The sequence below is a fragment of the Photobacterium sp. WH77 genome, from assembly GCF_022014395.1.
In the GTDB taxonomy this organism is placed as follows: Bacteria; Pseudomonadota; Gammaproteobacteria; order Enterobacterales; family Vibrionaceae; genus Photobacterium; species Photobacterium arenosum.
The window spans coordinates 1-20,136 of record NZ_JAKLTE010000021.1; the positions used below are offsets into that span (position 1 = coordinate 1).

The following is a 20,136-nucleotide window of genomic DNA, read 5'->3' on the forward strand; positions in this document are numbered from 1 at the left end:
CATTAACCAAACCATCTTTAAATTTTTGGTTGCGGGGGCTGGATTTGAACCAACGACCTTCGGGTTATGAGCCCGACGAGCTACCAAGCTGCTCCACCCCGCGTCCGAAAACACTGAAAAGCAAACTGAAACATTATTGCCTTTCGAGGCTGCGCATTATACGAGGAAAACAGGCGGATGCAATAGTTCTGAGTAAAAATCTCCGCCGCCCCGCTCAACCGTTCATTAAAGCATCAAATTTTAAAAATATGCTCACGATAGAAACGCAGTTCAGCTATGGATTCGCGAATATCATCCAGCGCCAGGTGACTGCCCTGCTTGTGGAAGTCATTCAGCAGCTCAGGCTTCCAGCGACGGGTCAGCTCCTTCAGAGTACTGACATCCAGGTACCTGTAATGAAAGTATTGTTCTAATTCCGGCATGTGGCTATAAAGGAAACGGCGATCCTGACCTATGCTGTTACCACAAATAGGCGATGCGCCCTTGGGCACCCATTGTTCGAGAAATGCGATGGTCTGACGAACCGCTTCCAGTTCATTAACCTGGCTTTGCTGCACCCGGGCGACCAGGCCACTGTGGGTATGTGTATTGGTACACCAGTCATCCATCTTGTCCAGTTCGGCTTGGGGTTGATGAATTGCCAGTACCGGTCCCTCTGCCAGAATGTTGAGCTGGGCATCGGTCACTATGGTCGCAATTTCAATGATTTTGTGTGTATCGGGATCCAGACCTGTCATTTCCAGATCGATCCAAATCAGGTTCTGATCGCTGATTGTCATTGGAATTTGCCTATTTGATGACTAAAGCATGTATCATACTTAGCCTGAAATGAAAGCCAACCAAACAGAACGATATTCTTGTGGCAAAAAAGAAAAAGTTAACTAAAGGTCAGAGCCGACGTGTCCGCTCTAACCAAAATAAGCGCCTGACTAAGGGCATGGAAGATATCCAGTGGGATGAAGCCCTGCTGGAGAATGCCCGTGAAGGCTTGGTGATCACCCGATTCGGCCAGCATGCCGATATTGAAGATCCGGAAACAGGGACCATTCACCGCTGTAACCTGCGTCGCAGTATTCAGAGCCTGGTGTCCGGAGATCGCGTTGTCTGGCGGCCCGGAGTTGAAGCCCTGCAGGGCATCGCCGGTGTAGTAGAAGCGGTCCATGAGCGAACATCGATGCTGACCCGCCCGGATTACTACGATGGGGTTAAGCCGGTGGCAGCGAATGTTAACCGCATCATCATCGTCTCTTCCGTACTGCCTGAGCTGTCACTGAACATTATCGACCGCTATCTGGTAGCTGCCGAGACAGTTGAAATCGAGCCACTCATTGTACTGAACAAAGTCGATTTGCTCGATGACGGCACCCGTCAGCAGGTCGAGCGCACCCTGTCGCTGTACAAAGCGATCGGCTATGAGGTGCGTTACGTCAGCACCATGACAGGGGAAGGGTTAGCGGCACTGAAAGCGGATCTGAAAGATCACGTCAACATCTTTGCCGGTCAGTCCGGGGTGGGAAAATCCAGCCTGGTCAATGCCCTGATGCCGGAAGTGGATGCAGAGATCGGCGATGTGTCGGAGAACTCGGGACTGGGCCAGCACACCACCACAGCTGCACGTCTGTACCACTTTGCTGAAGGCGGCGATCTGATAGATTCTCCCGGTGTTCGGGAGTTCGGACTGTGGCACCTGGAACCGGAGCAAGTGACTAACGCTTTTGTCGAGTTTCGACGCTACCTGGGCGGCTGTAAATTCCGCGACTGTAAGCACAAAGACGATCCGGGCTGCCTGCTGCGGCAAGCACTCGACGAGGGCAAAATCAGCCAGGCGCGTTTCGACAGTTACCACAAGATCATTGAAAGCATGTCGGAAAACGTGGCTAACCGTCAGTTTTCCCGAAATAAGCAAAATTAAGCGGGCCTGCGTCATCAACTGCGAACTGGCTCCCTCTTCGTGTGCGCTCACCTGACTTCATATCTGAAATCAGGTAGAATCCGCGGCCCGGGTCAGCGCTATTGATGGCGAAGAACCAAGTTATTGATTTATAGAACAATCGGAATCTTATTGTGAGCGATAATCTGAAAATTGGCCTGCAATACTGCGCGCCCAAACATGCCCTGACCCGCCTGGCCGGCAAACTTGCCGACCTGAAAGGTGGCTTTGTCACCACTGCGGTGATTCGTTGGTTTATCAACCGCTACAAAGTGGATATGGCAGAAGCCCGTAACGAAGATCCCGCATCTTACGCCACTTTCAACGATTTCTTCGTGCGCGAACTCAAAGACGATGCCCGCCCGCTGAACGACGAGGCCGAGGTGTTCTGTCACCCGGCAGATGCCTGTGTCAGTCAGCTGGGGCCGATTGAAAAAGGCCAGCTGATTCAGGCCAAGGGTCATTACTACGACGCAGTTGAACTGCTGGGCGGCGACCAGGCGCTGGCAGAAGAATTTGCTGACGGGAGTTTCGCCACTCTGTATCTGTCTCCGCGAGATTATCACCGCGTACACATGCCATGTGACGGCACCCTGCGTCAGATGATTTATGTTCCGGGCGATCTGTTCTCGGTCAACCCGCTGACCGCTGAAAATGTGCCAAACCTGTTTGCCCGTAATGAGCGCGTGGTTTGTATCTTTGATACAGAATTCGGCCCGGTTGCTCAAGTACTGGTGGGGGCCACAATCGTTGGCAGCATCGAAACTGTATGGTCTGGCACTATTACACCGCCGCGCGGCCCCGTTGTCCGTCGCTGGGATTACCCGACCGACGGCGAGCAGGCTGTCACCCTGAAAAAAGGCCAGGAAATGGGCCGTTTCAAACTGGGGTCAACCGTCATCAACCTGTTCCCGAAAGAGATGGTGACCTTTGCCGACAACCTGGCGCCGAATGTGGCTACCCGTATGGGTGAGGCCTACGCCCGACTGACTGCACAGCCAGTAACAGAGCCGATGGCAGACAACAGCGACACTTAACCGCACCGCTAACGCGATTGACAGAAAAGGGACGAATTCGTCCCTTTTTTGATGCGTATTTTGATCTCACCCGCCATATGCATCTCATTGAGAGTGCTATGCTGTCCGTGCCCTTTTTGATACAGAGCACCGGACATGCGGGAAATATCGCTACTGCTGAAATTACTGATTGCCTTCGGCCTGCCCTTTGCCCTGCTGCAGATTCCGACACCCTCGCTACCGCTGGGTGAGCTGACGCTGGTGCAGCACAGGTTACTGGCCATTTTCGTGATGGCCGCATTGCTCTGGGTATTAGAGCCGGTGCCTGTCTATGCGACGTCTCTGCTGATCATAGTGCTGCAACTTGTCATGCTCTCCGATCAGAGTCTGCTGGTTTTCCGTCAGCCGGCAGACACCACCCCGCTGGGCGCTGTCATTGCCTATACCGACATTTTCCACGCTTTTGCTTCGCCTATCATCATGCTGTTTCTCGGTGGCTTTGCCCTGGCGATTGCCGCTGCCAAGTACCGGCTGGACACCAATCTGGCGCGGGTACTGTTAAAGCCCTTTGGCTCACAGCCACGCTATATCATGCTGGGGCTGATGCTGATCACTGCGGTCTTCTCCATGTTTATGTCCAATACTGCTACCACTGTCATGATGCTGGCGCTGCTGGTCCCTATCCTGGCAGCAGTGCCCAAAGAAGACAGCAGTATTAAAGCACTGGTACTAGCGATACCGGTTGCCGCCAACACAGGCGGTATTGCCACCCCAATTGGCACGCCGCCCAATGCCATTGCTTTACAGTACCTGAGCGATGAGCACAGTATCAGTTTTCTCGGCTGGATGGCGTTTGGTCTGCCGTTTGTTTTAGTACAGCTTGCGCTGGCATGGTGGCTGCTGCAGCGGCTTTTTCCTACCCGGCATCACACGCTGGATTTACGGCTTGAAGGGCAGTTTCAGCGCTGCTGGCAGGCCTGGGTGGTCTACCTGACGTTCGGGCTGACCATTGTGCTCTGGCTGACAACGGCCTGGCACGGAATGAATGCCTATGTTGTCGCCCTGCTCCCCCTGACAGTGTTCGCGCTGACAGGCATTATCGGCAAAGAAGAGCTGAAACTCTTTAACTGGGATGTGCTGTGGCTGGTAGCCGGCGGGATAGCCATTGGCATGGCACTCGACCAGACCGGACTGGCCGGACAGCTGGCCCACGCGATTGACTACGCCAGCCTGCCGACCCTGCTGATTCTGATCCTGCTCTCGGTATTGTGCTGGCTGATGGCCAATTTTATGTCCAATACGGCGACTGCCAACCTGCTGATGCCCATCGGGGCCGCGATTGCCACTTCGGTCCCCGCCCTGGCCGGGGCGGGAGGATTGACTGCCATTCTGATCATGCTGGCCTTCTCTGCTTCGTTAGGCATGGTGCTTCCCGTTTCAACCCCGCCCAATTCACTGGCCTACTCCACAGGCCTGATTGATAGTCGCGATATGATGAAAGTGGGGGTACTGGTCGGTCTCAGCGGCCTGTCGGTACTGTATCTGGCAGCATTAATGGCTTTATCAATGTAATTCGATCCGATGGAAGCATAATTTTGGCACCATGATCACATCCTAACAATGGACTGCGCAATTAAGCATTAAGCAAACATAAGATTCGCTGATAATTCCGAGTGACTCACTATTTACTTCTGCCCACGCTTTTAACAGCAAAATAAAGTCAGGGAACGAACTCGGGATTGCAGTATGAAATTCACGATAAAAATGAAAATCCAGGTGGCCATTGCGGCCATCATAGCCACAGTCAGTGCTATCCAGGCTGGCATTTCAGTCACCCAGCTTCGCACCGAAACCACCAACGAAGTCAATGCCCAGATGCGTGCCGCAGGCGGGGCCACCAGCGATTACATTGCCGACTGGCTGGGTGCCCGCCGCGATATGCTATTAGCCAACCTGCCGCTGATTGCAGCCGATAACAATATCGACAGAGAGCTGCTGCTGACCAAACGCGCCGGGGATTTTTTGTCTGTTTATGCCGGTTTCAGCGACGGCAGCATTGCCTATGGCGATAAAACGGAAGACTGGCCCGCTGACTATGATCCCCGTACCCGCCCCTGGTACCAGGACGCGAGCAAGTCCAGCCAGCTGATTCTGACCGAACCCTATCAGGATTTTGATGGCAGCCTGGTGGTCAGCTTCGCCCGTTCATTCAGCGGCGAACGTCGCGGTGTACTGGCCGCAGATCTCACCGTCACCCACATTGTCGACAAAATCCTCAGCCTGACGCTGGACAACGCAGGCAGCGCTTTTCTGATTGACGGCAACAATACGCTGGTCGCATATCAGGATACTTCGCTGAGTCGTAAGCCATTAACCCAACTAGATAATGATCTCTCCTCTGGCTTTATCCGCAATGTTACCGGCAGCCAGCAGGTCGCAGAGTTTCATTTTGATCAAGAAGGGAAAGACAAACTGATCTTTGTCTCGCCGATTGCCGGTACTGACTGGTCGGTGGGTATCATCGAGGATAAAGATCTGGCGTATGCGGCCATAGGGAAAACTCTGTCCTTCACCCTGATGGCCTCTGTGCTCTTGTATCTTGTCATTGCCCTGCTGGCTGGCTGGATCATTAACAGCCTGCTGCGCCCGCTCAGTGATCTTAATCGCTCGGTGCATGCGCTGACCCAAGGCAACGGCGATCTGACCCAGCGCATTGCCATCCAGCGCATGGATGAAGTCGGCGAGCTGGCAGAGAACATGAACCTGTTCCTCAGCCAGCTGCAACAAATGATCAAAGGCATAGTGTCCCGCTCACACACCCTGGGCGAACAGGCCGAACAGTCGTTTCACCAGGCTCGTCAGGCCTCGGAACGGGTCAACGGCCAGCAGAATGAGATCAACCAGATCGCCACGGCCATCCATGAAATGTCGGCCACTGCTGCCGAAGTGGCGAGCCATGCCGAACTGACTGCGTCTGCGGCCCAGTCTTCTACCAGTGCGTGCGATCAGGGCCAGACGGTGATCAGCCAAAACCGCGAAGCCATCATGTCGCTGGCCAATCAGGTCCAGGATGCCGCCACTGTGATCCAGACACTAGAAGCCAATGCACAGAACATCAGCCACATTCTGGCGACCATTCAGGGCATTGCGGAACAGACCAACCTGCTGGCACTGAATGCCGCGATTGAAGCCGCCCGGGCCGGTGAACAGGGCCGTGGGTTTGCCGTGGTGGCCGACGAAGTGCGCGTGCTGAGTCAGCGCACCCATGACTCGACCGAAGAGATCCGGGCCATGATAGACACGCTGCAAGGCAATACCCGCCAGGCAGTCGACAGCATGGGAGCCAGCACAGAGCTGGCCGGGCAAAGTGTGGATTACGCCCAGGCCGCCAGTGACAGCCTGAGCCAGATCACCCAGTCCATCGCAGAGATTTCTGATATGGCCACCCAAATTGCCAGTGCGGCAGAGGAGCAGCGTGCGGTAAGTGAAGATATCAGCCGCAATACTCAAGCGATTCGCGATGTGTCGGATCACCTGGCTACCCAGACGCAAGACGTCAGCCAAAGCGCTCAGGGTATGAATCAGGCGGCCAAAGCAATGCGCGACGACGTCTCACGCTTTAAGATTTAACCCCGCTCATCCCCGCACGGTCAGCCCGGTCCGGCTGGCCGTGCTCGCCGTTGCCCTCATCCGCCGATACCATTTTCCGCCGCTTTGCTGCATGATATGCGACCACTCCGCATAACAAACTGCCTTGCAGTGTTTTCGAATAAGGATATCCATGGGTTACGAATGGCTGGCGCTGGCCGCCGCTTTGTTGTGGGCCATCAGCAGTTTAATCTCCGTCACACCTTCTCGCCATCTCGGCGCCTTTGCCTACAGCCGCTGGCGCATGGCTTGCGTTACTGTGATGCTGTCCGCCATGGCGTTCGTTAATGGTGGCTGGGCCAGTATGACTCTGGATCTGGCTTTGGTGATGGCACTGTCAGGGCTGATTGGTATTTTTATCGGTGATACCGCGCTGTTTGCCTGCTTCAACCGGATTGGTCCGCGCCGGGGCGGCCTGTTGTTTTCCTGCCATGCCGTCTTCTCTGCACTGCTCGGTATCTGGCTGTTCGATGAGACCTTACTGGGCTGGAAGCTGGTTGGGGCGCTGTTGGTGTTTGCCGGTGTGGTGACGGCCATTCTATTCGGCCAGAAAAGCCAGAAGCATCAGATAGAAGCCATCACCGGCAGTTTAGCTATCGCGGTGGTGCTGGGCTTGACGGCGGCACTGTGTCAGTCGCTGGGCGCGATTATCGCGAAACCCGCAATGCAGACCACGCTGGACCCAGTGGCCGCTTCGGCGATGCGCATGGCAACGGCATTGGCTGCCCACAGTGTGCTGCGCCTCAGTGGCGCCAGCATTGCCAAACCCCTGCAGCCGATCAATCTGCCGATCCTAGGTATGGTGGCCCTCAATGGTTTTCTGGCCATGGCCGTCGGGATGACGCTGATTCTGTTTGCCCTGCAGCACGGTGATGTGGGTATGGTGGCGCTGTTATCTTCCACCACCCCTATCATGATTTTGCCGCTGCTGTGGATCTACACCCGGCACCGACCGCCGGGCGCCGCCTGGCTGGGCGCGTTACTGGCGGTGATCGGCACCGGTTTGATACTCAGTGACTGACGACATGCGCACAGTCCTCTTTCTCAGGCGATAGTGACCGGAAAAGCGGTCACTGCCGCTATGTGCGCCTGCCCCAGTGCCAGCATCACCAGGCGATCAATCCCCAGCGCCACGCCGGCACAATCGGGAAAGCCGGCCTTGAGCGCGGCAACCAGGTGCTGATCGATCGGCTGCGCCGGCAGACCCATTGTCAGCCGCTTGGCGTTATCGGCTTCAAAACGGGATAACTGCTCATCGCCGTCGGACAGCTCGTGAAAGCCGTTGGCCAGCTCAATGCCTTTAAAGTACACCTCAAAACGTTCAGCAACACGGCTATCAGACGGGCTGATCCGCGCCAGTGCTGCTTGCGAGGCTGGAAAATCATACACAAAGGCCGGCACCTGCTGGCCGATCACCGGCTCCACGCCCATGCTGAACATCAGTTGCAACAGGGTGTCTCTGTCGGTTTCACTGGCCGCCACCTCGCCGAGATTCAGCACCAGAGCCGCACGTTTCAGCTCGTCCATTGAGGCGCTGAGGGGACAAACATTCAACACCTGTAAAAAAGCCTGCTGATAGCTCATGCGCTCGGCAGCAGTACACTGCAGCACAAGTTGCAGCAGGGCATCCATTTCATCCATCAGCACATGGTGGTCAAACCCGGGGCGGTACCACTCCAGCATAGTAAATTCCGGGTTATGGTAACGGCCGGATTCTTCGTTGCGAAAAGCCTTACAGATTTGGTAGATAGGCCCGCTGCCCGCCGATAACAATCGCTTCATGTGAAATTCAGGGCTGGTCATCAGATAGAGCGTCTGGCCGTGGGCAAAACCGGGACCGACAAATTGCGTCTGAAAGGTATGCAGGTGAATGTCGGTGACTGTGGCCTGGCTCATGGCCGGGGTATCCACCTCCATTACACCGCGATGTGCGAAAAATTCACGCACAGACGCCAGAATTGCGGCCCGCTGGCGCAGGTTCGCCAGATCAGCTGTGGGTTGCCATTGCATTGTCATAGGGGAGTCTTTTTCATCTGAGTCGAAAGTGGTGAAGACAAAACGGGGCATGAAAACAACAAAGGCCGCATAATGCGGCCCTTATCTGCTCACACGAAGAAATTACTTCACGCGGCTGACGTATTCCGCAGAGCGGGTGTCAACTTTGAGCACTTCACCGATCTGAATGAACAGCGGCACACGAACCACAGCACCGGTAGACAGAGTAGCAGGTTTACCGCCTGTACCCTGAGTATCACCTTTCAGGCCCGGATCCGTCTCAACCACTTCCAGTTCCACAAAGTTAGGTGGCGTGACGGCAATCGGGTTACCGTTCCACAGTGTCAGCGTACAGGTGTTGTTTTCTACCAGCCATTTCGCATTATCGCCCACAGCCTTCACATCAGCAGCGATTTGCTCAAAGGTTTCATTGTTCATGAAGTGATAGAATTCACCGTCGTTGTACAGGTAATCCAGTTCAATATCGACAACGTCTGCAGCTTCTACAGAATCACCCGATTTGAAGGTTTTTTCCAGTACCTTGCCAGACAGCAGTTTGCGGATTTTGACCCGGTTAAACGCCTGGCCTTTACCAGGCTTCACAAATTCGTTTTCGATAATGACACAGGGTTCATTATCGAGCATAATTTTCATTCCGCCGCGGAATTCATTAGTGCTGAAAGACGCCATTTTTTTCCTCTTAACATCTTCGAGTTATTTTTCATGCCGCACATCATAACCCGAAACGTCGCTACTGTTGAGCAAAACTGGCTCGAACAATTAGCCGATGCGATCTCGGATCCGCTTGAACTGCTTCACCGGCTGGATATCGACCCTGCCCCCTGGCAAAACGGGCTGGCAGCCAGAAAGCTGTTTGCGCAGCGTGTACCAAGAAGCTTTGTTGACAGAATGGAAATGGGCAACCCGCATGACCCCTTATTACGCCAGGTTTTGCCGCTGGCCGAAGAATTTGAGGTCCACGAGGGCTTTTCGCACGATCCGCTGGAAGAACAGAATAATACCCTGCCCGGCCTGCTGCACAAATACCGCAACCGGGTACTGCTGATCGTCAAAGGCGGCTGTGCCATTAACTGCCGCTACTGCTTTCGCCGCCATTTCCCCTATCAGGACAATCCGGGCAGCAAACGCCAGTGGCAGCAGGCACTCGATTACATTGCCGCTCACCCTGAGCTGAATGAAGTGATTCTGTCGGGCGGCGATCCGCTGATGGCCAAAGACAGTGAACTGCGCTGGTTAGTGGAAGGCATTGCCGCCATCGGGCATATCAAACGGCTGCGGATCCATACCCGCCTGCCTGTGGTGATCCCGGCCCGGATAACACCCGAGTTGCGCCTGTTACTGCAACAAACCCGGCTCCAGGTCGTTCTGGTCACCCATATCAACCACGGCAATGAAATTAACCACGAGCTGAGAGCGGCACTGGCACCGCTGCGCGACGCCGGCGTCACTTTGCTCAATCAGGGCGTGTTATTGCGGGGGGTCAACGACTCGGTTGACGCCCTGGTCAACCTGAGCGAAGCCTTGTTTGATGCCGGGATCCTGCCTTATTACCTGCACGTGCTGGATAAAGTACAGGGCGCCGCTCATTTCATGGTAAGCGATGATGAAGCCCGGGTGTTAATAGCCGGGCTGATAGCAAAGGTGTCCGGTTATTTAGTGCCCAAACTGACCCGAGAGATTGGCGGACGTACCAGCAAAACTCCGCTGGATCTGCATTTGGAATAACGCCCGATACCGGCTTTGTGATGTGGTGCCATCCGGCTCCCCGTCAGTCTTCACCGGTGATGACCCGCGAGTCCCTGCTTAGCCAGGGACGCACCCTGCCGAAAAAGTACAACCTTTTATTCACATCACGATCAATAGCATATACAACTGAAAAATATTAATCACACAAAACAAAAACAAATAAAATTAATCACTTATTAGCGTTTGAAAGTGTTAATAATGTCATTAGACTGGCCGCCGAATACTCTCGTATTGCATATTTTTGTGATTCATATCACTCACTAGCATTCGGAAAAAGTCATGACTGCCAATTGGAATCTTAAAACCAAGCTTTCGATGCTGTTCACAGCCATCGCGCTTATTATCATCGCGGCTCTGTCTGCGATTTCTTATCACACCCTGGTCAATTCAGCGATGAGCAGTATTGATACAGAACTGAACACTGCTGCTCAGGCCGTGGAACAGCTCATCGGCGATCTGCCCAATGAGGAAGCCGGCCGTGATGATGCCCTGTATGACGACATTTCAGCCCATCTGACCCACTTTACCCAAGGCGCTAAGCTGGAATGGGCCTACTCAACCGTGCGTCGCGGCGGCCAGGTGTACTACACCTATATCAACCGGGATGAGAATGAGTGGAAAAGCGGCCGCTATAAGAACTGGTATCTGGAGCAATACCTGAAAGTACCGGAAATGCTGTACGAAGCCTTCCGTACCGAGCAAACCCAATATCAGAGTTATCAGGGCGAATACGGCATGTACCGCTCTATCTTTGTGCCTTTTCGCGGCGATAAAGGCGATCTCCATGTCATCGGCATAGATGTCAAACTGACAGACATCGAAGAAGTCAAAACCGAAGCGCTGAAGAAAACCTTTATAATAGCGGCCGTGTTCCTGGTACTGACAGTGATAGCGGCACGCATGATTGCCAACCTGATCGTCACCCCGGTCAATGGCCTCAATCAGGTGCTGCGTTCACTGGCAAACGGCAACTGGGATCTGAACCAGCGTGTGACCGTCCGCAGCCAGGATGAAATCGGCGAAATGTCCGATTCCTTCAATATCTTTATGGCCGCCTTGCGCCAGCGGATGCTGGAAGTGCAGCAATCGTCCGACAGTGTGGCAGCCACCAGCGCCCAGCTCGACACCCTGATCCGCGCCGTGACAGATCGCTCAATGACCCAGTCAGAACATGTCGGCAGCAGTGCCACCGCCATTGAAGAGCTGGCGGCCAGCGCACAGAGCATCACTGAGATTGTTGATAATGCTAACCAGCAAATGGGCCAGTTCGAACTGCTGACCCAAAATACCGTTGAAGCCATTGATAACGCAGTACGTGGTATGCAGTCTGTCCAGCTGGAAACCAATACTGTGGCTGACAAACTGCAGCAACTCGACAACCGAGCCAGTGAAATCAACTCCATTGTCGAAGTCATTAAAGATATCGCCGATCAAACCAACCTGCTGGCACTCAATGCGGCCATTGAAGCCGCACGTGCCGGTGCGCAGGGCCGCGGCTTTGCCGTTGTCGCCGATGAAGTCCGTCAGTTGTCAGAGCGTACCGCCAAAGCGACGGTAGAGATCAGTACTATGATCCGCTCGATTCAGACCGACACCAGCGATACCACGCAAACCATGCAGCACGCCGTCGACCGGGTTGACAACAGTGTGCAGCATGCCGATCAAGCCAACGCATCCCTCAGTTCCTTTAACCAGGAAATCTCAGCGGTCAGTTCCGGCATGGAAGAAATCGCCGGTTCGGTCAAGGAGCAGGCTCACGCCTCAGATCATCTGTCTCGCAATGTCGCTTCCCTGAGTGACAGCGCGGAAGAAAACCGCCTGTCCACCCTGGAAGCCCAGCAGGGGGTTGATGAACTGAAACGCCGCGCCAATGCGCTGCATCAGATCGTCAGTCAATTCACCCTGTAACCTGTAATAACAACAGAGACTTATAATGAAAAACTTTAAATTCTCACTGATTGCCCTCGCCATGATGGGGACCACTTCCGCTTCAATGCATGCGACTGCTGCGCCAATGCTGCCAAGCATTGAGCAGGCACACACCATGGAAGACGTTCAGACAGCCAATGCCTGGGTGGAAGTTGACAAGGCGGCGTTTGAGTCAAACATTGCGCATCTGCAAAACCATGTTGGCAGCAACACCGACATCTGTGCCGTCATGAAGGCCGATGCGTACGGGAACGGCATTGCCAATCTGCTGCCTTCTGTGATGCAAAGCGGCATTCCTTGTGTAGGGATCACCAGCAACGCGGAAGCCCGACTGGTCCGTGAGATGGGCTTTAACGGCCGCCTGATGCGCCTGCGTGCGGCGACCCCTTCTGAGATTGAAACCGCTGTTGATCTGGGACTGGAAGAGCTGATCGGCACCAAGCAGCAGGCAAAAATTATTGCCCGCATTGCGCGCCAGCACGGCACTGTGATCCCGGTACATCTGGCACTGAACTCTGCCAGCATGGGCCGTAACGGTCTGGAAATACGCACCAAACACGGGAAGAAAGAAGCCAGAAAGATTGTCAATACCCGACATCTGCAGATAGTGGGCATCATGACCCACTTCCCGACCGAAGATCTGAATGAAATCCGTGACGGTCTGCACCAGTTCAAGCAAGACAGCCAGTGGATCATCAAGCACACGGATCTGGAACGTGATGATGTCCTGCTGCACGTAGCCAACTCTTTCACCACTCTGATGGTGCCTGAAGCTCAGCTGGACATGGTTCGTACCGGCGGCGCCCTGTACGGTGACACCACACCGGCGTTCCCTGAGTACAAGCGCATTGTGTCGTTCAAGACCCAGGTCGCATCCATCCACCGCCTGCCAGCAGGCTCAACCATAGGTTACAGCAAGACGGAAACGCTGGAACGCAATTCTGTGCTGGCCAACCTGCCGATCGGTTACTCTGATGCCTTCCCTCGCTCAATGAGCCGTGTCGGTGAAGTGCTGATCAACGGTCAGCGTGCCAAAGTGCTGGGTTCAACGTCCATGAACACCACTATGGTCGACATCACAGATATCAAAGGCGTGAAGCCTGGCGATGAAGTGGTGCTGTTCGGCCGTCAGGGCCGCGACGAAATCACCATTGGCGAAACGGAAGACCATTCAGGCCGGATCCTGTCTGAAATCTATACCCTGTGGGGCACGTCCAACCCGAAAGTGCTGAAATAATTAAACTCTCCCCTGAGACCTTTCCCCCTTTGGTCTCAGGGGAGCTTTCCAGCCCGCTTATCTTCTGCCTTCCCTTGTTGAGTAAATTTTCTTCTCGTCACCATTAAAAGAGATCATGGTCCAACCTCTCGATTCTTGGTCACTTTCAGGGCATATTCTGCGTCCGTTTTACCGAGCAGAAATTCTAAGGTTGCCAGCCCCTCCGCTCGGATCCCTCCAGCTTTTTGACGAGAACACGATGAAAATTGGCATTTTGTCCCAGAACGCAAACCTGTATTCCACCCGACGCCTGCGCGAAGCCTGCGAACAACGGGGCCATGAAGCCGTGGTCATTAACGCCCTGCGCTGCTACATGAATATCAATTCTGTGCAACCTTCTATTCATTTTGAAGGTCATGATGTGGTCGGCATTGATGCCATCATTCCGCGCATCGGGGCCGATATTACTTTTTACGGCTGTTCTGTTCTGCGTCAGTTTGAAATGATGAATGTCTTTTCCATCAATCAGTCGATTGCAATTTCACGCTCCAGAGACAAACTGCGCTCCCTGCAGTTGCTGAGCCGCAAAGGCGTCGGTATGCCGATCACCGGTTTTGCCAGCAAACCTGACGATGTCAAAGATCTGATCAAAATGGTCGGCGGGACGCCTGTGGTGATCAAACTGCTGGAAGGCACACAAGGTATAGGTGTGGTGCTGGCAGAAACCCAGAAAGCCGCGGAAAGTGTGATTGAAGCTTTCATGGGCCTGAAAGCCAACATCATGATTCAGGAATACATTGCAGAAGCCGGCGGTGCCGATATCCGCTGCTTCGTACTGGGTGACAAAGTAATCGCGTCAATGAAGCGCCAGGCCGCCGAGGGAGAATTCCGCTCCAACCTGCATCGCGGTGGCAGTGCTTCCTTAGTGCGTATTACTCCGGAAGAGCGCCGCACCGCGGTGGCGGCGGCAAAAGCCATGGGACTGAATGTGGCGGGTGTTGACTTGCTGCGCTCCAACCGCGGGCCGCTGATCATGGAAGTGAACTCTTCCCCGGGCCTGGAAGGTATCGAGCATGCCACCGGCAAAGACATTGCCGGCATGATCATTGAGTACATAGAAAAACACGCGGCTAAAAAGCGCCGTCACCAGCAGCAATAAGCCTACGTATCGCGATTAGCTGCCTCTGGCACCCAGGGGCAGCCAGTACAGACTTTTTCGACAAAAACACCAATAAGCTGACCGCTGTTAGCCCTCTCTGAAATGCCCGCCTGAAAATACAGATAAGATACTGATAATAAACAATTTTAAATTTCGTACAGCTTTTTCAGTTATTTTCCAGATGACGCTGATGCCGTCTTTTTCAGTGGCGGACAGAGTTTAGCAAAGCCATTAAGACAAGACCGTTAAGATGAAACAGCTTTTACCTTTCAAGGCAGCTTTTTTATGCACTCAATCAGAGCTTACTAATTAAGACGACATTAAACACCCTAACTGATTGATTTTAAATGAGATCGTTAAGCGTACAGCTTTTCCGGCTTTTTACCCGGTGAACCCAGTTACTGATAACGACGGTTCATGGCTCACAAAAAGTTCGCAGTCCCCACTGGTACAGCTTTTTGTGCTTAAGCCAGCATTATACTGCTCAAAATCACATCTTAAATGGAAAAGTTAAAAAATCATTTTAAAGTAATGATTTTAAACGACAAAAAACACGTACAGCTTTTCAGGCAATTTTTCAGCTGAACCTTGTACCGGCATTTCAGGGTTCAGCATTTCACTTTTATGCAGAGGAATAAATGTTCACCCGGTAGCCCCCCTCAGGATCGTCGACAAAATCCACAAAATGCTCAATCGCCTCTAACGCGTCTTCTTCATGGTGCGTCACGTAAAGCAACTGGCTGATCTTCGCTGAGGCTATACGATTCAGCGCCTGATACACCAGCTTGCGATTGAGATAATCCAGCCCCTGATACGGCTCATCCAATATCAGTAAAGCAGGTTGTTTGATCAGGGCACGACCAATCAGCAGCAATCTTTGCTGACCATAGTCGAGTTCCCGGAAACTGACTTTTTCAAACTCCGCCATTTCAAGCAGCCCCAGCCATTCACGAGCCAGCAGCACTTCGCGCTTGCTCGGCTGCTGGTATAAACCAATGGAGTCGTAAAATCCTGACAACAGCACATCCAGCGCCGGGCAGCCGACGCGGTATTGCAGGTGCAAGGCCGAAGAGACCACACCAATATGTTTTTTCACGTCCCAGATAGTCTCGCCACTGCCGCGCTTCATGCCCAGCACGGTCACATCGTTGCTGTAGCACTGCGGATGATCCCCCAGCACCAGTCCCAGTAACGTACTTTTCCCGCACCCGTTCGGGCCACGAACCTGCCAGTGCTGGCCTTGCTCTATCTGCCAGTTTACGCCGGAAAAAATCCTGCTCCCCACGTATTCCACTTTGGCATCCCGCATTGAAACCAAGGGGTTGGGGTAATCATGCTCCGCCTGATGGGCCTGTAGCAAGGCCAGCATGGCGTCACTTTTTTGCGCGGACAAGGCTTTCATCTGCGCCATCACAGGGTGCGACAACCAGGCATCACGGCTGAGCACCTGCGACAGCTGCTTCTCGTCAAACAGCGCAACATGACTGATAAACGGCGGCAACTCATCTTCCCGCGAAGTCACTATCAGTAGTTGCATCTGTTGCGACAGCTCATCGAGCAACTGCGACAAAGCCTGACGGTGCTGCACATCCAGACCGGCATAGGGCTCATCTAAAATCAGCAATGCTGGCTTGGTTGCCAGCGCGCGTGCCAGCATCACCCTGCGGGTCTCACCGGTAGATAGCTGACGAAATCCCCGTAGCCTGAGCCGAAGGAGATCCGTCTTTGCCAGCAGTGCTTCCAGCTCCGCTGCGCTGCACCCGGCTTCCAGCACCAGAGCTTCGACCGTGGTGCCGTAATCAATGCTGTCGGAAAAATCGGTCTCGTCTTTGTCCAGTTCCAGATCAAGCAGTCTTTGCTGTTCATGCAATGAAATACAGGCAACAGATTGCGGCAGACCATGGATCTGGCCTTGTTGCGGCGTCAGTTCGCCACTGAACATTCTGACCAGCAGCGAAGCGGCATGACTGTGGGTGGAAAATATCCCCCAGTGCTGGCCCGGTTCAATGTGCCAGTTTGCGATATACAGTGATGCCGACTCGGTGTGATGTTTTAAATCCTGAATATACATAACGACTTCCCTTTGTCACTCATCCCCCCATAGTGCATAACTTGCTGGCTGATTTCTATGCGTTCCTGACTGTTAAGACAATAAAAAGGCCGACGTTGACACGTCAGCCTGACATACTCATATTCTGATTTCTCACACCAGGGCGGGACTCGGAGGGGATTCAATCATAGTTTTCAGGTTGCTGAACAACTCGAACAGGGTATTCACTTCCCCCACATGCGCCTGATCCGGGCTCATCCCCAGTTGCAACCTGACAACCCGGCTTTTCCCCTTGGTCAGATCAACCGGTACCAAATCACCGTCCTCCAGCTTATCGGCAATACTGTGCGCGGGTAACCAGCCGAACCCCAGTCCCTGCTCGACCGACGCCATCGCTGCCGTCAGGCTGCTGACCGTCAGTCGCTGGTGGGATCCCAGCCAGCCACTGTCCACATTCTGATTGCCTGAATCACGGATCACCACCTGGCGATAACGTTTGAGCTCCGGCTGAAATACCTGAGTTTCTGTTGCCAGCGGAAAAGAAGGGGCGCAGACACAAAGCAGTTCGATCTCAGCCAGGGGTTCCAGCACGGTTTCTTTGGGAAGACGGCCGGCAATTGCCAGCGACACGCTGCCCGACTCCATCAACTGCCCGGCACCGGATAACGAGGTTTCAAATACCCGTATCGAAACCATTGGATAGGCCTGATAAAAGCGCTCAAACACGCTCTGAATAAAATCGAACGGCAGCAGAACATCCACAGCCACATTGATTTCTGTCATCAGCTGCCCCTGGTATTTCGAGGCCAGCGCTTCAATCTGGGTTGCATTGTTATGTAAACTTTGTGCCCGCGGTAACAGACTGTGTCCCAGATCCGTTAAGGTAGATTTTCTGCCTTCGACGATAAACAGTGAATGCCCCAGTAAGGACTCCATTTTCTTGATGCTGTGACACACAGCCGACTGGCTTTTATTCAATTTCTGGGCCGCCTTCATTGCGCTGCCCTGCTCGGCAATCGCAATAAAAGCCCGCCACATTTCTAAGGTTACGCGCGCTGACATGATTGATATCCCTCTAACCCACTCACTCTCGTTATGTTTTTTTATTTGCTGAACATTTGCTGAACATTGACTGAAAACCAAGTTATAGTGCAACTTAACGATTAGCAACACAATGAATAAAAATGAAATTGTGAACTCGATCTATGCAGCTACGGCATCTGCTGTCGGCCTGCCATAGAAAAACAACATCACGGAAGGGAGAAAACATGACTATTGAGTATCAGCTTGACCAACGTGGCTGTGCCCACATCCAGCTTAGCCGCGAGCAGGTGCATAATGCGCTGAACGAACAAGTGATCGCCGGCCTGATCGCCATGATCGACCGGGCCCATCAGGAACAGGCGAAAGCTATTTTGTTATCCGGCCGCGGCAAACATTTTTCAGCCGGTGCCGATCTCGCCTGGATGAAATCGATGGCCAATAACTCACGGGAAGCCAATCTGGCGGACTCCGCGCAGCTCGCGGCCCTGATGAGCACACTCAATAGCGCCCGAATGCCGGTGATCACTGTGGTTCAGGGGGCAGCCTACGGCGGCGCACTGGGACTGATCGCCTGCAGCGACATTGTGATAGCAGCCCGTAATGCCGCTTTCTGCCTCAGCGAAGTGAAGCTGGGCCTTATTCCGGCGGTGATCAGCCCCTATGTGATCAGGGCGATGGGGGAATCTCAGGCCCGTCGCTATTTTCTGACCGCTGAAGTGTTTGATGCTGAAGATGCCCTGCGTCTGGGGCTGGTTCACCAAATCAGCGATGAACCGGAACAGGTGGCTGAGCAGTTGCTGACGCAGATCCTGAAGAATTCACCTCAGGCATTGATAGCGGCCAAACAGTTGATTTCCGATGTTTCCGGCCGACCGATTGATGCAGAACTGATTGCTGAGACTGCGCAGCGCATTGCCGATATCCGCGTCTCTGAGGAAGGGCAGGAGGGGCTGGCCGCCTTTTTTGACAAGCGGCCGCCATCCTGGGTCAGTTAAGATTACTGGCTGAGTTTCTTGGCCAGCTTAGCCACATGCTGGCCTTGGAATTGGGCCATCGACAGTTCCTTGGACGAAGGCTGACGCGAGCCGTCACCGCCTGCGATACAGGCCGCGCCCAGCGGAGAACCGCCTTTGACTTCCGACAGATCAGTCAGCTCAGAGGCCGTGTAAGGCAGACCCACCACTACCATGCCATGGTGAAACAAAGTGGTATGGAATGACTGCAAGGTGGTTTCATTGCCGCCGCCGGTACCGGTTGAGGTAAACACGCTGCCGACTTTGCCAACCAGTTTCTTCTCAAACCATAACCCACCGGTCTGGTCGAGGAAGTTACGCATCTGAGCCGCCATGTTACCGAAGCGGGTCGGCGTACCAAAGATAATGGCATCGTAATTCGCCAGCTCGCCAGGCTCGGCAATCGGGGCCAGCTGATCCAGCTGAATACCGGATTGACGGGCAATCTCTTCCGGCACCAGTTCAGGCACGCGCTTAACATCGACCTGTACATCACTGACACTCTTGGCCCCTTCTGCCACTGCGTGCGCCATTGTTTCAACATGCCCATAGCTTGAATAATATAGAACCAGTACTTTTGTCGTCATTGTGCTATCTCACTTAAATGTAATTAGAAATCTGTCAGGTTTTCCGGTTATCCGGACTATCTCTGGTGTTATTGCAAAAACAGCTGATCGATTTGTTCGTTGGTCAGGGTGTCAGTCACCACATGCTCGCCGTTGACAATCAGGCTTGGAATACTGCGCAGGTTAAACTCTCTGGCACGATTGAGATCGGCTTCTACCGCCTGGCGAACTTCATCGCTGTCCAGCGCTTTGGTAAAGGCCGCCGTATCCAGGCCAATGTTGCTCGCCGCGGCGATAATGACTTCACGGTCGCCAATGTTATCGTTCACTTTCAGGTGCAGGCGCTGGATTTCATCGAAGTAATCCCAGTGAGTGTCAGAATTGCCAAGCAACTCAGCCGCTTTGGCGCCCAGTGCCGCCAGATAACCGCTCGGGTACGAAAATGGCTGAGCACGCATGCCTTCAATATTAAAGCGGGTCGGATCATCCGCTCTTTGCTGGCAGGCAACCCAGTGGTTGAGGATTTCAGATTTGGCCGCCGCCAGAGAGCCAAAGCGCTGCACCATTTCCTCATCATTACGTTGCAGGACAAAGCAGCGTTGTTTGACTTCGACATCGGCACGTTCAACCAGCTTGCGCAGCCGTGGGCTCAGGACATAACACCAGCCACAGACTGCATCGTGAAAAAATTCAATCGTTACTTTAGACATAGCTTCGTTTCCTTTGGGTTATCTTGCTAACTGTTCTCTAAAGCCTGGCCAGGCATTGCTTGCTGTTCGTTAAGCTCGAAACTGATATTAGGA

At 53.6% G+C, this 20,136-nt stretch carries 17 protein-coding genes and 1 tRNA gene; 10 read left to right on the forward strand and 8 right to left on the reverse strand.

Features of this window, described 5'->3' with window-relative positions:
* Window positions 1–26: 26 nt before the first annotated feature.
* Window positions 27–103: transfer RNA gene (locus tag L6J37_RS17440), tRNA-Met, on the reverse strand.
* 130 nt (window positions 104–233) lie between these two features.
* Window positions 234–779: an oligoribonuclease gene (orn, locus tag L6J37_RS17445; RefSeq protein ID WP_192017343.1), complete on the reverse strand. Its 546-nt coding sequence runs from the start codon at window positions 777–779 to the stop codon at window positions 234–236.
* A gap of 80 nt (window positions 780–859) precedes the next feature.
* On the opposite strand from orn, the gene rsgA reads away from it, so the two are divergent.
* The 5 genes from rsgA (at window position 860) to L6J37_RS17470 (ending at window position 7,615) form a co-directional block, all read left to right on the forward strand.
* Window positions 860–1,912, forward strand: coding sequence for a small ribosomal subunit biogenesis GTPase RsgA (gene rsgA, locus L6J37_RS17450; protein WP_192017342.1), 1,053 nt, complete (start codon window positions 860–862; stop codon window positions 1,910–1,912).
* A gap of 152 nt (window positions 1,913–2,064) precedes the next feature.
* On the forward strand, window positions 2,065–2,967 hold the full coding sequence (gene asd / locus L6J37_RS17455; RefSeq protein WP_237796060.1) for an archaetidylserine decarboxylase: 903 nt from the start codon (window positions 2,065–2,067) through the stop codon (window positions 2,965–2,967).
* Window positions 2,968–3,102: 135 nt separating this feature from the next.
* The gene (locus L6J37_RS17460) at window positions 3,103–4,518 is read left to right on the forward strand and encodes an SLC13 family permease (protein WP_237796062.1); all 1,416 of its coding nucleotides are present in this window, start codon (window positions 3,103–3,105) and stop codon (window positions 4,516–4,518) included.
* Between the two features lie 174 nt (window positions 4,519–4,692).
* Entirely contained in the window at window positions 4,693–6,576 is a 1,884-nt protein-coding gene (locus L6J37_RS17465) for a methyl-accepting chemotaxis protein (protein WP_237796064.1), read from the forward strand.
* 151 nt (window positions 6,577–6,727) lie between these two features.
* Window positions 6,728–7,615 (forward strand): DMT family transporter, encoded by an 888-nt coding sequence (locus L6J37_RS17470; protein ID WP_237796066.1) that lies wholly within the window; start codon window positions 6,728–6,730, stop codon window positions 7,613–7,615.
* 23 nt (window positions 7,616–7,638) lie between these two features.
* Here L6J37_RS17470 and epmA read toward each other — a convergent pair whose 3' ends face one another.
* Window positions 7,639–8,610, reverse strand: coding sequence for an elongation factor P--(R)-beta-lysine ligase (gene epmA / locus L6J37_RS17475; RefSeq protein ID WP_192017375.1), 972 nt, complete (start codon window positions 8,608–8,610; stop codon window positions 7,639–7,641).
* Between the two features lie 102 nt (window positions 8,611–8,712).
* Window positions 8,713–9,279 carry an elongation factor P gene (gene efp, locus L6J37_RS17480; protein ID WP_027254071.1) on the reverse strand — a complete coding sequence of 189 codons (567 nt, stop codon included), beginning with the start codon at window positions 9,277–9,279 and terminating at the stop codon, window positions 8,713–8,715.
* A gap of 33 nt (window positions 9,280–9,312) precedes the next feature.
* Here efp and epmB point away from each other — a divergent pair, with 33 nt between their 5' ends.
* The 4 genes from epmB (at window position 9,313) to rimK (ending at window position 14,660) form a co-directional block, all read left to right on the forward strand.
* Window positions 9,313–10,335 carry an EF-P beta-lysylation protein EpmB gene (gene epmB, locus L6J37_RS17485; protein WP_192017337.1) on the forward strand — a complete coding sequence of 341 codons (1,023 nt, stop codon included), beginning with the start codon at window positions 9,313–9,315 and terminating at the stop codon, window positions 10,333–10,335.
* A gap of 300 nt (window positions 10,336–10,635) precedes the next feature.
* A complete protein-coding gene (locus L6J37_RS17490; protein WP_192017336.1) occupies window positions 10,636–12,264 on the forward strand; it encodes a methyl-accepting chemotaxis protein in 1,629 nt (542 codons plus the stop codon).
* Between the two features lie 25 nt (window positions 12,265–12,289).
* Window positions 12,290–13,522 carry an alanine racemase gene (gene alr / locus L6J37_RS17495; protein ID WP_237796068.1) on the forward strand — a complete coding sequence of 411 codons (1,233 nt, stop codon included), beginning with the start codon at window positions 12,290–12,292 and terminating at the stop codon, window positions 13,520–13,522.
* A 238-nt stretch (window positions 13,523–13,760) separates the two neighbouring features.
* Complete coding sequence (rimK, locus tag L6J37_RS17500) at window positions 13,761–14,660, forward strand: 30S ribosomal protein S6--L-glutamate ligase (protein WP_237796069.1); 900 nt, start codon at window positions 13,761–13,763, stop codon at window positions 14,658–14,660.
* A 622-nt stretch (window positions 14,661–15,282) separates the two neighbouring features.
* Here rimK and L6J37_RS17505 read toward each other — a convergent pair.
* Window positions 15,283–16,731 carry an ATP-binding cassette domain-containing protein gene (locus tag L6J37_RS17505; protein ID WP_237796070.1) on the reverse strand — a complete coding sequence of 483 codons (1,449 nt, stop codon included), beginning with the start codon at window positions 16,729–16,731 and terminating at the stop codon, window positions 15,283–15,285.
* Window positions 16,732–16,863: 132 nt separating this feature from the next.
* Entirely contained in the window at window positions 16,864–17,772 is a 909-nt protein-coding gene (locus L6J37_RS17510) for a LysR family transcriptional regulator (protein ID WP_237796071.1), read from the reverse strand.
* Between the two features lie 206 nt (window positions 17,773–17,978).
* Between L6J37_RS17510 and L6J37_RS17515 the strand changes: the two genes are divergently transcribed.
* On the forward strand, window positions 17,979–18,749 hold the full coding sequence (locus tag L6J37_RS17515) for an enoyl-CoA hydratase-related protein (protein ID WP_192017332.1): 771 nt from the start codon (window positions 17,979–17,981) through the stop codon (window positions 18,747–18,749).
* 2 nt (window positions 18,750–18,751) lie between these two features.
* On the opposite strand, the gene wrbA is transcribed toward L6J37_RS17515, so the two are convergent.
* Both wrbA and L6J37_RS17525 read right to left on the reverse strand, forming a co-directional pair.
* Window positions 18,752–19,354: an NAD(P)H:quinone oxidoreductase gene (gene wrbA, locus L6J37_RS17520; RefSeq protein ID WP_192017331.1), complete on the reverse strand. Its 603-nt coding sequence runs from the start codon at window positions 19,352–19,354 to the stop codon at window positions 18,752–18,754.
* Window positions 19,355–19,422: 68 nt separating this feature from the next.
* Window positions 19,423–20,043 carry a DsbA family oxidoreductase gene (locus L6J37_RS17525; RefSeq protein ID WP_192017330.1) on the reverse strand — a complete coding sequence of 207 codons (621 nt, stop codon included), beginning with the start codon at window positions 20,041–20,043 and terminating at the stop codon, window positions 19,423–19,425.
* Window positions 20,044–20,136: the final 93 nt, after the last annotated feature.